The organism is Actinopolyspora mzabensis (genome assembly GCF_900101095.1).
Classification (GTDB): Bacteria; Actinomycetota; Actinomycetes; order Mycobacteriales; family Pseudonocardiaceae; genus Actinopolyspora; species Actinopolyspora mzabensis.
The window spans coordinates 16,707-30,639 of record NZ_FNFM01000015.1 but is presented as its reverse complement, the minus strand read 5'-3'; the positions used below and the strand labels follow the sequence as shown (position 1 = coordinate 30,639).

Annotated in this window: 12 protein-coding genes and 1 pseudogene; 6 read left to right on the top strand and 7 right to left on the bottom strand. The window is 69.2% G+C overall.

Annotation, left to right across the window (positions count from 1 at the left end; all coding sequences use genetic code 11):
- Positions 1 to 178 precede the first annotated feature (178 nt).
- Together macS and BLR41_RS21505 are read left to right on the top strand one after the other, a co-directional pair.
- Positions 179 to 1,468, top strand: a complete 1,290-nt coding sequence (gene macS, locus BLR41_RS21510; RefSeq protein WP_245694695.1) for a MacS family sensor histidine kinase — start codon at positions 179 to 181, stop codon at positions 1,466 to 1,468.
- Between the two features lie 11 nt (positions 1,469 to 1,479).
- Complete coding sequence (locus BLR41_RS21505) at positions 1,480 to 2,157, top strand: response regulator (protein WP_092632376.1); 678 nt, start codon at positions 1,480 to 1,482, stop codon at positions 2,155 to 2,157.
- Between the two features lie 49 nt (positions 2,158 to 2,206).
- Here the strand turns inward: BLR41_RS21505 and ptsP are convergent, their stop codons facing one another.
- Positions 2,207 to 3,844 carry a phosphoenolpyruvate--protein phosphotransferase gene (gene ptsP, locus BLR41_RS21500; RefSeq protein ID WP_092632373.1) on the bottom strand — a complete coding sequence of 546 codons (1,638 nt, stop codon included), beginning with the start codon at positions 3,842 to 3,844 and terminating at the stop codon, positions 2,207 to 2,209.
- 239 nt (positions 3,845 to 4,083) lie between these two features.
- On the opposite strand from ptsP, the gene BLR41_RS21495 reads away from it, so the two are divergent.
- Complete coding sequence (locus tag BLR41_RS21495; protein ID WP_143013155.1) at positions 4,084 to 4,413, top strand: hypothetical protein; 330 nt, start codon at positions 4,084 to 4,086, stop codon at positions 4,411 to 4,413.
- 364 nt (positions 4,414 to 4,777) lie between these two features.
- Here the strand turns inward: BLR41_RS21495 and BLR41_RS21490 are convergent, their stop codons facing one another.
- Together BLR41_RS21490 and BLR41_RS21485 are read right to left on the bottom strand one after the other, a co-directional pair.
- Positions 4,778 to 5,083, bottom strand: coding sequence for a glutaredoxin family protein (locus BLR41_RS21490; protein ID WP_425426942.1), 306 nt, complete (start codon positions 5,081 to 5,083; stop codon positions 4,778 to 4,780).
- A 334-nt stretch (positions 5,084 to 5,417) separates the two neighbouring features.
- A complete protein-coding gene (locus BLR41_RS21485; RefSeq protein WP_092632367.1) occupies positions 5,418 to 7,568 on the bottom strand; it encodes an MMPL family transporter in 2,151 nt (716 codons plus the stop codon).
- Between the two features lie 125 nt (positions 7,569 to 7,693).
- Between BLR41_RS21485 and BLR41_RS21480 the strand changes: the two genes are divergently transcribed.
- Positions 7,694 to 8,461, top strand: coding sequence for a TetR/AcrR family transcriptional regulator (locus tag BLR41_RS21480; RefSeq protein WP_092632364.1), 768 nt, complete (start codon positions 7,694 to 7,696; stop codon positions 8,459 to 8,461).
- 48 nt (positions 8,462 to 8,509) lie between these two features.
- On the opposite strand, the gene BLR41_RS21475 is transcribed toward BLR41_RS21480, so the two are convergent.
- Together BLR41_RS21475 and BLR41_RS21470 are read right to left on the bottom strand one after the other, a co-directional pair.
- Positions 8,510 to 10,474: an acyl-CoA dehydrogenase family protein gene (locus BLR41_RS21475; protein WP_092632361.1), complete on the bottom strand. Its 1,965-nt coding sequence runs from the start codon at positions 10,472 to 10,474 to the stop codon at positions 8,510 to 8,512.
- A 149-nt stretch (positions 10,475 to 10,623) separates the two neighbouring features.
- Positions 10,624 to 11,364: a MerR family transcriptional regulator gene (locus tag BLR41_RS21470; RefSeq protein WP_092632358.1), complete on the bottom strand. Its 741-nt coding sequence runs from the start codon at positions 11,362 to 11,364 to the stop codon at positions 10,624 to 10,626.
- A gap of 197 nt (positions 11,365 to 11,561) precedes the next feature.
- Between BLR41_RS21470 and BLR41_RS21465 the strand changes: the two genes are divergently transcribed.
- Positions 11,562 to 12,290 carry a CPBP family intramembrane glutamic endopeptidase gene (locus BLR41_RS21465; RefSeq protein ID WP_092632513.1) on the top strand — a complete coding sequence of 243 codons (729 nt, stop codon included), beginning with the start codon at positions 11,562 to 11,564 and terminating at the stop codon, positions 12,288 to 12,290.
- Between the two features lie 159 nt (positions 12,291 to 12,449).
- Positions 12,450 to 12,572, top strand: a pseudogene (locus tag BLR41_RS23920) (type II toxin-antitoxin system BrnA family antitoxin); the annotation flags it as partial.
- A gap of 182 nt (positions 12,573 to 12,754) precedes the next feature.
- Here BLR41_RS23920 and BLR41_RS22960 read toward each other — a convergent pair.
- Together BLR41_RS22960 and BLR41_RS21450 are read right to left on the bottom strand one after the other, a co-directional pair.
- On the bottom strand, positions 12,755 to 13,252 hold the full coding sequence (locus BLR41_RS22960; RefSeq protein WP_176798092.1) for a calcium-binding protein: 498 nt from the start codon (positions 13,250 to 13,252) through the stop codon (positions 12,755 to 12,757).
- A gap of 286 nt (positions 13,253 to 13,538) precedes the next feature.
- Positions 13,539 to 13,772, bottom strand: coding sequence for a hypothetical protein (locus BLR41_RS21450; protein WP_092632353.1), 234 nt, complete (start codon positions 13,770 to 13,772; stop codon positions 13,539 to 13,541).
- Positions 13,773 to 13,933 lie beyond the last annotated feature (161 nt).

Below are 13,933 nucleotides of genomic sequence, written 5' to 3'. Positions count from 1 at the left end.
GAATAAGATTCATACTTGGCTGGTTCGCACGTCACCACGTGCGGAAGAGAGTCGAGGGGCGGGGTGAAAACCGTCACGAAGGTCCCGGAGCGAACTCCGCGAAGGCTGGAACGAGAAGCCCGGCGCGCTCGTCGATACGTATGGCCCTGGCAAGTTCGCCGGAAAGGAACGCCGAAGAGTGGGCAGCACGACCAGCGACAGCACGGACGGACACCGCAACCGACCCCTGTGGCCGAGAATGTGGCGAACACTCACGACGACAGGCGGAACCCCGCACACCACCACCAACCGGAACGGGCAGCTGGAAGCGGTTCCGGACGGGCGCATCCCGCTCTGGCGGGCACACAACGGACTACGTGTGTTGACCCTGATCTACGCCTTCGTGTGGTTCCTGGTCATGCTGCCCCACTACCGCGAACCCGCGCTGGGTTCCGTGATCATGGCGTCGATGGTTGGCTGGACCGCCTTCACCATCTGGCGCTACAGCAAACCGTCGGGGCGCACGAAACGGCTGGTGCTGCTGGACCAGTTCGTCACGACGGCACTGTTCGGGCTCTGCTACTTCGTACTCACCGAGCAACAACTGGAACAGGGCCTGCCGACCGTGGTCACCATGTGGCACGCCTCGATGGTCACCGCTGCCGCGGTACGGTGCGGCATGCCGGGAGGAGTCACGAGCGGCGCGGCCGCGGCGGCGGCCAATCTCGCCATGCGCGGCTACATCGACTCCAACATGTGGATGGACACGGCGCTGCACCTGGTGATCGGACTGCTGCTGGGACTCGCCTCGGAAACCGCCAAGCATTCCACGCGGCGGCTGGCCAGAGCACTGCGCGCCGAGGCGGCCACGGCCGAACGCGAGCGGTTGGCACGCGACATCCACGACAGCGTGCTCCAGGTGCTGGCCCGAGTACGGCGCAGAGGCGGGGAACTCGGCGGCGAAGCCGCCGAACTGGCCACTATGGCCGGTGAGCAGGAGACCGCGCTGCGAGCCCTGGTATCCACCGGCCCGGCCGAACGCGGCGAGACGAGCACGGACCTGGCCACGCGCCTCCGAGCGCTCGAGGGCACGGGGATCAACGTCTCGGTACCCGCCACCGAGGTCACGCTGCCCGCGGAAACGGTCACCGCGCTGGTCTCGGTCGCCGGCGAAGCCCTGCAGAACGTGGCGGAGCACGCGGGAACGGAAGCGCAGGCCTGGATCCTGCTGGAGGACCTGGGGCCCGAGATCGTGCTCAGCGTGCGGGACGACGGGCCCGGCATCCCGGAAGGCAGGCTGGAGGAAGCGGCCGCCGCGGGAAGGATGGGAGTCGCGCAGTCGATCCGCGGTCGGGTGGAGAGTCTCGGTGGGACTGTCACATTGGACACCTCGGTCGGTGAGGGCACCGAATGGGAAATCCATCTCACTCGCACCGATTCGGGGGACCGGACCGTGCACAGTGGTGGACTGGCACGCGGGAATTACTGAGGAGCGAGAGCATGACGGGGTCGAAGATTTCGGTGATGGTGGTCGACGATCACCCGATCTGGCGAGACGGGGTGGCGCGGGACCTCACCGAACGGGGCTTCCGCATCAGCGCCACCACCGGAGACGCGGTCTCGGCACTGCGTATCTCACGGACCGTGCACCCGGATGTGGTGCTGATGGACCTCAATCTGGGCGACACCTCCGGGGTGGAGGCTACCCGCCAGATCACCCAGGAAATCCCCGGTACCAGGGTGCTGGTGCTGTCGGCCAGTGGCGAGCACGCCGACGTGCTGGAGGCCGTCAAGGCCGGGGCCTCGGGCTACCTGGTCAAGTCGGCCTCCGTGGACGAGCTGGTGGACGCGGTGGAACGCACCTCGGTGGGAGACGCGGTGTTCACCGCCGGCCTGGCGGGCCTGGTGCTTGGGGAGTACCGGCGGATGGCGGTCACCCCGGACGACTCGGATCCGGACCCACCGCGGCTGACCGAACGGGAGACGGATGTGCTGCGGCAGGTCGCCAAGGGGCTGACCGCACGCCAGATCGCGAACAAGCTGGTGATCTCGCACCGCACCGTCGAGAACCACGTGCAGTCCACACTGCGCAAGCTACAGCTGCACAACCGGGTGGAGCTCGCCCGCTACGCGATCGAGCACGGGCTCGATCAGGAGGGTGAGGCCCCACCGGAGTGAAGCCTCCCCGAACCGGTGGAGCTTCGTGCACCCGACGACTCGCTGAGGTTCATTCGAACGCCGCACGCACCGCTGCCTTGGCGCCGGCGGCGTCCGAGGCGGCGAGCGCTGTCTCGGCGGCTCGTTCACAGGCTGGCAGCGAGGCCCCGGCAACCGCCGACCCCACGGCGGGAACGGCCGTGGCCACCATGGACAGACTGCTCACCCCCAACCCCACGAGTACGCGGGCGAGCAGCGGGTCGGCGGCCGCTTCCCCACAGACCCCCACCGACTTGCCCGTCTCGCTCCCCGCGCGACCGATCATCGCGATCAACCGCAGCAGCGCGGGCTGCCAGGGATCGTTCAGCCCCGCCAGCGCGCCGAGCTGTCGGTCGGCGGCGAACACGTACTGCGCCAGGTCGTTGGTGCCGATGCTTACGAAGTCGACCACTTCGAGCAGTTCCCGGGCGATCAACGCGGCAGCGGGCACCTCGACCATCGCACCGACGCGGGCGATCCCGGCCGTCCTGGCGCGTTCGGCGAACCAGGCGGCCTCTTCCGGGGTGGCCACCATGGGAGCCATCACCGAGACGTCCGCGCCCGAGTCCCCCGCGGCCCCCGCGATGGCGGTCAGCTGCCGGTCGAGCACCTCGGGCAGGTCGAACGCCACCCGCAACCCGCGCACACCCAGCGCCGGGTTGGGCTCGTTACCGGTGTCCAGGAATCCCAGCGGTTTGTCGGCGCCCGCGTCCAGGGTGCGCACCACGACGGTTTTCCCGGCGAACGGTTCGAGCACCTCCGCGTAGGCCGCCCGCTGGGTGGCGACGTCCGGTTCGTCCTCGGCCGCGAGGTAGCAGAACTCGGTGCGGAACAGCCCGACTCCCTCGGCCCGCGCGGAAACGGCTGCCGCCGTGTCCGCGGCCGCGCCCACGTTGGCGAGGATCTTGACCCGGGTTCCGTCCGAGGTGCCGCCGCTGCCGGTCCAGTCCGTCGTGTCGGCCCGCTCGGCGGCACGGACCTCGACCCGCTCCTCCGACAGTTCTACCGCCCCGCTGTCGCCGTCGACCTCGGCGGCGATCGCGGCGGTCTCGGCGAGCAGTCCGCGCACCGCCACCACGGCGGGGATTCCCAGCGAGCGGGCGAGAATCGCGGTGTGACTGGTGGGGCCGCCTTCCTCGGTCGCCAGGGCCAGCACGAGGTCCGGATCCAGATCGGCGGTGTCCGCGGGGGCCAGGTCCCGTGCGACCAGCACGCTGGGCTCCTGCAGGGCGGGAACCCCGGGGGGCCGCACCCCGAGCAGTTCGGCGATGATCCGGTCCCTCACGTCGTGCACGTCACGTACCCGTTCGGCCAGGTAGCCACCGGTGGCCCGCAAGGACTCCGCGAACTCGCCTGCGGCTTCCAGCACGGCCCGTGGTGCGGGCACCGCGCGCTGGTTCACGAGCTGCTCGGCACGCGAGCTCAACGAGGGGTCCATCGCCATCGCGGCGGTGGTCTCCAGGACGGCCTTGGCGTCTCCCTCGACGCTCGCGGCGCGGGCGAACAGTCCGTCGGCCACCGCTTGGGCGGCGGGTGGGATCCGCGCGGCCTCGGCTTCCGGATCCGTCACGGCGGGGGAGGCGGGGGGTTCGGGCAGGGGCTCGGCGACCCGGACCACCGGGCCGGCGGCCCGACCGTTGCTGACGCCGACACCACTCAATCGCAACATGGTCTAGACCATACCTTTCGGCTGACTGTTCCCGCGACGCCGAGCCTCCCGACGCCGTACGGACTCACAGCACCACGAAACCCGCTCGCACGAAACAGGGATCAGTCCCCGGCGAGAGCGGAATCGGGTACGCGAGGGAACTTACTTCACTCGAACGAACCAGCGGGCCGCCGACAATAGGTAACTCATGAGTAACCGCACGGATCCGCTTCCCTCGTGCTGACCAGCAGGCTGGAGGCATGACACAACGAAACGTGACGCACTCGCGAACCGTCGGACACTCCCGAGCACCCCTGGCCCGCACCGCCCGGATCCACCGGCTCTCGCTGGGTGAACCGGTGGACACCAGCTTCGTGCCCCCGGAAACCGTCCCGAGGGCGGCCACCGCGAACCCCACCAGCGCCGACCACTCGCGCCGGGAAACCGGGAACACGGCCACCACCACCGGACCGGGAACCCCCGGGCTGACACTCGTCACCCGCCTCCCGTACCGCACCGGACGGTTACCCGGCTACCACGCGGACGGCAGGCATCGGAGAGTCTGCCGTTCCCCCGGCGGATCAGGCTGAGCACTCTCGCACGATTCGCGTATTTCGAACCGGTTCCGCCCGCCGATCACACCCCCGTTCGGGGGTTATTGGGAACGAAATCGCACCGTTTTCGGGTTCCTCGGGGTCACACTGGAAAGGTCGCAGCTCGTCGATATCGCGCCATCGGCGATCGCGGCAGCCGGGGCCGGTCGTAACGCCCCCCGTACGGCCGCCCCCGGTCCTCGGCCCCGTGGCCGAGTAACGCCTCGGTCCTCCCGAAACGAGAGCCCGCGGGAATCCGCCGGCCGCGTGTCCCGAGGACCGCGTGTCCCGACGGCCGGGCCTTCCGAGGACCGGCTCTCCCGATGATCGGGCGTCCTCGACGCTCGAGCGGAAGCCGCGATCAGGAATCGCGCAACCGCAACGCCCGCAGCGCACCGTGCACCAGGCCCGGCTCGCTCTCCGGCAGGGCCGCGGGAGCGTGGGTCGCCGCGGCCTCGCGTACGGCCTCGGCGGAGGGGTTGACCGCCGACCAGGAACCGATCACCACGGTGGGAACCGTCTCGTTGCCGTCGGCGAGCTCCCGGACAGCGGCGGCCGCCCGTTCGTCCTGCCAGATGTCGGTCTCCTCGAAGCTCACCCCGTGTCTGCGCAGCCCAGCGCGCAGCGAGATGCAGAACGGGCAGCCCGGGCGGGTGTAGACCAGCACGCTGCCGCCCTCACCGGCTTCCCCCTCCGCCGTGGGTTCCGCGTGCTGGGCGTGTTCCCGGCCATCGGCGTGCTCCGGGTTCTCCATGTGCTCCGGGTTCTCCGCGTGCTGCCCGAACCGATCGTCGGGGTCATTCGGGTTCTGTCGCCAGGACATCGGCCACCTCCGGCTCACTCGTCGTCCTTCGTCGGCACCACCTCGGGCTCCCCGCGTCACACTCTCGCGAGAGCACCGGAGACGTGGCGTGGATGCTCACTCGACCTTCTCGGCGCCGTGGGCCGACTCCGAGGGGTCACGCCCACCGAGCGCCCTGCTCACCACCGGAACACTCCGATCAGCGCACCGATTCCGGCTCCGGCTCGTTCCCGGCCCCCGTCTCGGAGGGGCCGACCCGGCGCTGCAACCGACGCAGCCTTCCCGGTGCCCACCATGACGCATCGCCCAGCGAGCGCAGCAAAGCGGGTACGAGAACCATTCGCACCACGGTGGCGTCCAACAGCAGCGCCACGATCATTCCCACCCCGATGAACCGCATCATCGTGACGCCGGAGAACGCGAAGGCTCCGGTGACCACTATCAGCAGCAGCGCGGCGGCGGTGATCATCCGGCCGGTGCTGGCCAGGCCGGTGCGCACCGCGTCGGGTGTCTCGGCACCCTGGGCGCGTGCCTCGACCATCCTGGAGAGCAGGAAGACCTCGTAGTCGGTGGAGAGCCCGAACACCACCGATGCCATCAGCACGACGATGCCCACCGACAGCGGGGCGGGAGTGACGTTGATCAGCCCGGCGCCGTGTCCGTCGACGAAGATCCAGGTGAGCATCCCGAAGGTCGCGGAGAGACTGAGCACGCTCAGCACCACGGCCTTGATCGGTAGCAGCACCGAGCCGAACGCCAGGAACATCAGCACCAGCGTCGCCCCGACGAGCAGCACCGCCACCCACGGGAGGGTTTTCACGGTGTCGCGCAGACTGTCCAGGTTCAGCGCGGTGGCACCGCCGACCAGCACCTCGGTGTCGGGTGGCGGGGGCAACGACCTGATCTCGTCGATGGCGTCGTTGGCCCGCCCGCCGAACGTCTCCGCCTCCAGGCCCGCCCTGAGCACCACGACCCCGTCGCGGCTTCCCGCGGCGCGGGCCTGGCCGATACCGGGAACCTCGCCGACGGCAGCACCGAAGGAGGCGACCTGCTGGCGCGTGGGGGCGTTCCCGCCGCCGTCCAGCACGATCCGAACGTTGTCGCTGCTCATCGAGGGAAAATCGGCACGCAGCCGCTCGATTCCCTGTCTGGCGGGATCGTCCTTCGGCAGGATCCGCTCGTCCGGTGTGCCGAACTCGGTCCGCAGGAACGGCGCACCCAGCAGCAACAGCACGGCGATGATGGGCAGGGCCGTCAGCATCGGGCGTCGCATCACCGCGTCGGCGAACCGGTACCAGCCGCGCCCGGGTTCGGCGTCGCTCCGGCGGTTGCGGCGCCAGGGCATCGCGAGCTTGTCCACCCGGGGACCGAGCATGCCGAGCACGGCGGGCAGCACCGTCAGCGAGATCACCGCCGCCAACGCCACCGAGGACATCCCGCCGTACGCCAACGAGCGCAGGAAGCTCTGCGGGAACAGCAACAGGCTGCCCAGCGCGATCACCAGCAGCGTGGCGGAGAACGCGACGGTGCGGCCCGCCGTCGCCACGCTGCGGCGCACGGCGGCGCCGGTGGAGTGGCCCGTCGCGAGCTCCTCGCGGAACCGACCGACCACGAACAGGCCGTAGTCGATCGCCAGTCCCAGCCCGAGCAGACTGGCCACGTTGACCGCGAAGGTGTTGACGTCGGCGAACAGCGTGATCAGGCGCAGCAGGCCCAGCGAACCGAGCACGGCGGCACCGCCGACGAGTACCGGAAGGGCGGCCGCGACGAGACCACCGAAGATGATCACCAGCAGTACCAGCACCACGGGCAGCGAGACGGCCTCGGCCATCGCCAGATCGTGCTTGGAGTGCCTGCTCATCGACGCCTGCAGCGGGACGTTTCCCGCCACGTCGGTACTCGCTCCGGCCACGTCGAGCCGATCGGCTATCCGCTCGTAGGCACCGGTCTTGTCCTTCTCACCACCGGCGAGTTGGATGGTGGCCAGCCCGGTGGTGCGGTCCTCGTTGGTCAGCGCCGGGTTCGGGGTGCTCCAGTAGGAGTCGACCTCCCGTACGGCGGAGTCCGGCAGGTCGGCCAGCGTGCTCCGGATTCGTTCCCCCAGTTCGGGGTTGTCCACGGTCCCCCGGTTCACGCTGTAGAGCACCACCACGTCGCCGCTGGACCCGAGCGCCCGCTCGGCCCGTCGCTGCGCCTCCGCGGCCTCGCTGTCGGGTGACTCGTAACCGCCCTGGGACAATCGGTCGAAGACCCCGAATCCCCAGATACCGCCCGTAACGACCACTAGTAGCACCGTCACCAGTACCGGGAGCCTGCGGCGATATGCGAGGGAGCCCCAGGAAGCGAACACACGGACCTCCGGCTGTGCGGACCGAGCCGTACAGTCACCACGACCCGACCATTCCCGAGTTAACGGCGTTTACTTCGCACCACTGTAGCGATGAACTCCGAGATAAGCACCAGATGGAGTGACACATGAACGGAGTCACTCGCCGTGAACAGCTGCGTGCTGCCACGGACCTCGACATCCGCAGGCACGCGCGCGAACTGCTGGTCCGCGAGGGACAGGAAGCGGTGACCCTACGCGCGATCGCACGTGAGCTCGGCATCACCGCGCCCGCGCTGTACCGCTACTACGACTCCCGCGAGGACCTGCTCAACCGGCTCTCCGAGGACATCTGCGACGACCTCTCGGCGGAGCTGAACGAGACGATGTGCGGGATCGAGGACGACCACCTGAGCAAGGTGTTCGCGGTCTGCCGGGGCTTCCGGAGCTGGGCACTGACGCATCCACGGGAGTTCACGCTGGCGTTCGCCACCCCTGGCGGAAACGGCAGCGGGCACACCGGTGCCGACGCTCGGAAGTCCGACTCCACAGCGACGCCGGAGAAACCCGCCACTCACAGCGACGAGCTGAGCAGCGTCTTCCTCGGCGTGGTCGGGCCGCTCATGGCGGAGGGGCCCGACAACCCGCAGCCACCCCGGATCCCGGAAGAGCTGCGAGCCGGACTCACGAACAGCCAGCGGGAACTGACCGCGGCCTGCGAGACCCACGGCATCGAGATGCCCCCGGAGGCGCTCAGCCTCGAGGCGGTCTACATGATGCTGCGCTGGTGGGCGAGGCTCTACGGCCAGGTCGCGCTGGAGGTCTTCGAGAAGTTCCCCTTCGACGTGAGTCACGCCGACCGGCTGTTCGAGTCGATGCTGGAGGAGCTCGGCCGGGAAGCCGGGCTGTACCGGTAACGGGCGCCGGACCGGCGAACACCTCCGGCGGGGTCGCGGGCGGGACCTTCAGCCGGTACCGGGCTGCGCACCGGTGGCTATCGGCGCCCGCAGCCACTGGCGCGGTATCCCGAACGCGGTGATCAGCTCGACCGCGTGCGGGCGCAACCCCTTGCACAGCGCGTTGACGGCCTCGGTGACCGCCTTGGACCGGCGCGGGCTGATCCGCTCGTGTTCCAGGAACCAGCCGCGATCGGCCTCGATGTTGCACAGCACGTACAGATCGCACAACCGCTCCAGCATCTCGGCGACCGCCGGATCCGTACAACGCTCGATCCCGGCCACGAACGCCTCCAGCACGATGCGGTCGATGTGCACCCGCGCGGCGCGCAGCACGTGGTCCTGCGCGTCGTTGAACACCTCGAACGGGTCGTTGTCACCGGAGCCGGCACGGCGCAACCTGCGGGCCACCCCGTCCAGCACGTGCCGTTCCCGGTCCTCGAACAGCCGCAGCTGCCATCCCCGGTCGAACAACGCGTCCTCGTCGTCGCGGCCGGGTGAGGCGTCCACCAGACGCTGGATCAACGATCGGGCGGCGGTCCGCTCGATCACGGTTCCCACGAACTGGTCGGCGACGTACCGGGCCATTCCCAGCGTGCCGAGCTCGTCGAAACCCTCGCGGTAATCGGTCAGCAGCCCCTTGGCCACGAGTTGCAGCAGCACCGTGTTGTCACCCTCGAAGGTGGTGAACACGTCGGTGTCGGCCTTCAAGCCGGTCAGCTGGTTCTCGGTCAGGTAACCGGATCCACCGCAGGCCTCGCGGCAGTCCTGGATGGTGCGGGTGGCGTGCCAGGTGGTCACCGCCTTGAGACCGGCGGCACGGGACTCCAGCTCCCGCTGGGCGCGCCCCTCGGGATCATCCTCCGGGGAGGCTTGCCGCAGGTCGTGCAGCGTGGCGACCAGTTCCTCCTGCGCGAAGTGCAGCGCGTAGGAGGTGGCCAGCGCGGGCAGTAGTTTTCGCTGGTGTGCCAGGTAGTCCAGCACCGGTGTCTCGCCGCCGGTTCGGGGATTGGTGAACTGGCGCCGGGCGTCGCCGTAGCGCAGCGCGATCTCCAGCGCGAGCTTGGTCGCGGCCCCGGCCGTTCCGGCCACCGACACCCGACCGGTGATCAGGGTGCCGAGCATGGTGAAGAACCGTTTGTTCACCCCCTCGATCGGGCTGCTGTAGCTGCCGTCCTCGGCCACGTCGCCGTAGCGGTTCAGCAGTGCTTCCCGGGGCACTCTCACCCGGTCGAAGGAGATCCTGCCGTTGTCCACCCCGTTGAGCCCGGCCTTGCGGCCGCAGTCCGAGATAGACACTCCTGGGAGCGGCTCTCCCGCCTCGTCGCGGAGGGGGACCAGCAGGGCGTGCACCCCGTGGTTCGCCGTCCCGCCGTCGGCGGTGGGGGTGTACAGCTGGGCGAAGACCGCGGCGGTGCGCCCGTCCCTGGCGGCGTTGCCGATGTAGTCCTTGCGCGCGGACTCGTCCGGGGTGTGCACCACGAACTCGGCCGTGGCCGGATCGTAGACGGCCGTGGTTCCGAGGTGCTGCACGTCGGAGCCGTGCCCGGTCTCGGTCATCGCGAAACAACCCGGCTCCGAGAGATCCATGATGGACCGAAGGTGTTTCTCGTGGTGGCGTTCGGTTCCGAGCGCGGTGACCGCTCCGCCGAAAAGTCCCCATTGGACACCGGATTTGACCATCAGCGAGAGGTTGCCCGCCAGCATCTCCATGGCCACCACCGAGCCGCCGCGGTCCCCGGAGCCGCCGTACTCGACGGGAAACCCGACCCGGACGATCTCGCTGTCGGCCAACCGCCGCAGCTGTTCGAAGGTGTGCGCCCGGTGGGACTCGGTGTCCAGCCCGTCGCCTGCGGGCAGAGATTCGTTCTCCAGGACGCCACGCACCCGGTCCCGCACCTCGCCCCAGCGGCCATCCAGTGACTCGCGCAGCTTCGCGGGATCGAACTTCACGGGGATACTCGGGGTCCGCATACGTCCTCCAGCTCGTTCGACTGCCGCCCGACCGGTTACCCCGTGGCGGAGTTGTCGAACCAGTCTGGCGCTCCCCGGGGTTTCGGCGCGCGCCCACCCCGGCGGACGAGTGCCATCCGGCAGCCCCACAGCCACGCGCTCGTCCCGGATCACCCGCCGCCCGAGCTCGTGCCGTCCTTCGGGTGCAGCGCGTCGATGCGCCGCAGCACATCGAGCTGGGCGGGGTTGTACAACTCCAGCAACGCCTGGACGACGACCGACTCCCTGGACGTCTCTTCCCGCCGCCGGGCTTTCGCCCACGGATCAAGCAGCGCGGGGTGGTTCTGGTAGTGCTGGCGGATCTCCGACAAGTAGCGCTCGGCCAGCCGACTCCGAGTGTCCTCGCTCGCGTCCGCGGGCAGGGCGTCGAACTCTTTCTCAACCGGCGTGGGAGGTCGCGACAGCATCTCCCACAACGCCGCCATCGCCGAGTCGCCGAAGACCCGCGAATAGATCAGCAGCAGGGCCCGGTCGGCGTCCGAGCGCTCGGCGGCGACCTCGTCGAAGCCCGCGGGCAGGTCGGCCGGGGAACGATGCCGCAGGATCACGGCCAGCTCCTCCCGCATCCGCTGCTGCCGTTCGATGCTCGCCGCCAGCTCGTCGTCCAAAGCGCGGAGGGACTGCTCCGTGTTCTCCTCCGATTCCTCCATCACAGCGATCTCGGAAAGCGGCACGCCCAGGTCGACGAGCCTGCGGATCCGCAGCAGTCGGACCAGGTGCCCGATGCGGTACCGCTTGTACCCGTTCGCCGCCCGTTCCGGCTCGTCCAGCAGTCCGACCTCGTGGTAGTGGCGGACGGTTTTCAGCGTCGTGCCCGCGAGTTCTGCCAACTGCCGCGTGCTCCAAGCCACCGGACCGCCTTCCTCTCGTGCTCCTCGGCAACCGCTGTCCTCGACGGTGGGTCGTGTGCCCGAGGACACAGTCAAGCAGCACCGGGCGAGCTTGACCATGCCCCAACGGCACGGTTTGCGATGACTCGCGTCGGCCGGAAGCGGTGCACCGGTGCGACGCCCCCTTCGAGAACAACGAGCACGAGGAGTCAACCACCATGTCCACTGATCAAGCCGAACTACAGCAGCCGACATCGGCGGATACCACCTCACCGAAGCGCCCGGGATGGCCCGAGATCGTGGTCGGCCTGCTCGCGATGCTCGCCGCCACGGCCCTGGTGCCGTTCTTCGGCCCGTGGGGGCTGGAACTGGGCCCGACGGCGTACGGGCTGGTCCTGACCGCCTGGTCGGGCGTGGTCGGCCTCGCCGGCTTCGGCGTGGCAGCGTTGCTACGCATCCGTTCCCTGGCAGCCTTCAGCGTGCGCCGCACCACCTGGCGCTGGATGCTCATCGGTGTGAGCGGGGGCGTGGTCGCCCTCACTGCCAATCTCCTGTTGAGCTACGCGATCATCGGCATCACCGGATTCGACTCCAATCCGCAGGGCACGTACTACGACGCCGCGAACGGCGGGGTGCTGCACCTGATCCTGACGTTCGTATTCCTGTCCCTGCTCACTCCCATCGGTGAGGAGTTCCTCTTCCGTGGCGTGGTCGCCAACGCCCTGCTGCGCTACGGAACCGTCACCGGCGTACTGAGCAGCACGGTGATCTTCGCCCTGTTCCACGGCATCAACATCGTGCTGCCCGCGGCGATCGCGGTGGGCGTCATCGCCGCCGAGCTGATGCGCCGCAGCGGATCGATCTGGCCCGCGGTGGCCGTCCACACCGTCAACAACCTGGGGCTGCCGCTGTACGTGCTGCTCACCGGCGTGGTCGGGCCCGCCTGAGCTCGCGGCACACTGCCGGAAGAACCGATCGGCCGCATCGGCGGCAAGTGGCGCTCAGCCGGACCGTGCGTCCGGAGAACATCGGGATCATCTCGGTGCACAGGTCTCGCGCTGCGGAGGTAGGGATTTAGAGGGCTGCGGAGTTCGACGACAACTTCGATCGCGGCGCTGGATAGTGAAGCCAGGAGGCTGGGTGTGACGCGACAGTCCGTCATCAAGGTCCGGCTCGCCGACCGGCTGGAACACACCACGCACGCTGCCGGAACCCGCGAATCAGCGGGACTCGACGCCCTGCCGAAGCCCTGCCCGCCCAGAATCCTGTTCGAGCTTGACGCTCGCACGGCGAATCCGCGGTCGGCTGTCGCTCCTGCAGCCCGGAATGGGGAGATCACGACCGTTGCACGGCGACAGCCGACCGGGACTCGTCGTGCCGCCCCGCGAGGCGGCACGACGAAGTGCAGGCGTCAGCCCCTGCCGTAGTAGGGGATCTCGCAGTTGACGACCTCGTCGTCGAGATCGGCGTTGTAGCGGTCGGTGCCGGGACCGCAGTCGACGACGTCCGCCTCGTCGTCGGAACCGAGCTCGTCGGACATCACGGTGTCGTCGCCGGGACCGGCGTATAGATAGTCACCGCCCGGTCCACCGTGGAGGAAGTCGTTGCCTGCACCGCCCCGGATGACGTCATTGCCGGAGTTGCCGAACAGGCTGTCCTCATTGGCCTCGCCGAAGATGACGTCGAAGCCGCCCCGGCCCTTGATCACGTCCTGACCGGGGGTGCCGTACAGCCCGTCCGGCCCGGCGGTCCCCTCCTGGTGGTTCTCCTCGTCCGTCGCGACGGTGAGCGTAGGCTGGGTCTGGGAAGGCGTCGCCGCTGCCAACGGCGCGCCTACCACCAGAGCAGCCGCGGCGATTCCGGTTCCCACCAGTCCGGTCAGGCCGGTTCTCGTACGCGTAGTACGCACAGCGGTTCGCTCCTCTCGCCGTGCGATCAGCTCTCCGTAGCCCTGGGGCTGATCGCACGGTTCGGTTTCCGTATGTCCCCCGTCCGGACGCACGAATCCCCAACCGGGTTGAGCGAAGATCACCGACGAATCCCACGAACTTCGGCACGATTCACCGTGGCCGCGGCGAAAGTCGAATCGGGAGACGTGATCGAGGTAAGCTACCGCTCGTTCGGACCTCGGAGGCACGGGCCGGAAAGGCTTCGAAATCGGCCCACCACATCCGCGAGGGGCACGGTCGTTTCGCTCACTCGGAGTCGTGCACATCGGACACGGTCACATCGGTCTCGGCCAAGGCGTGTTGTTCGGCCCGGTACTCCCGCGGTTCCTCGTCGGACAGCCGTGCCAGCGCGGCGAAGGACGCGTGCTCGAAAGCCGGTCGGGCCACGGTCTCGTCCGGGCTCGCACCGCCGTAGTCGCGCTCGGCGATGCGAGCGAGCCTCTCCCGAGTGGCGGAGTCGATCCGCACGTTCGTTCGCATGTTTCGATCATGCACCGCTCACGCGGCCCCTACCGGCAGCAGGCCCCAGGGCGCGGCACGGTCCCGTGCCCGCTCATCACCGGCGAGCACGTCGGGGCTCCGGCTCCCGTACGAGGAACCGAAGCCCCGGCGAGGACGCTGTGGCGGGCGAACCCGCCACG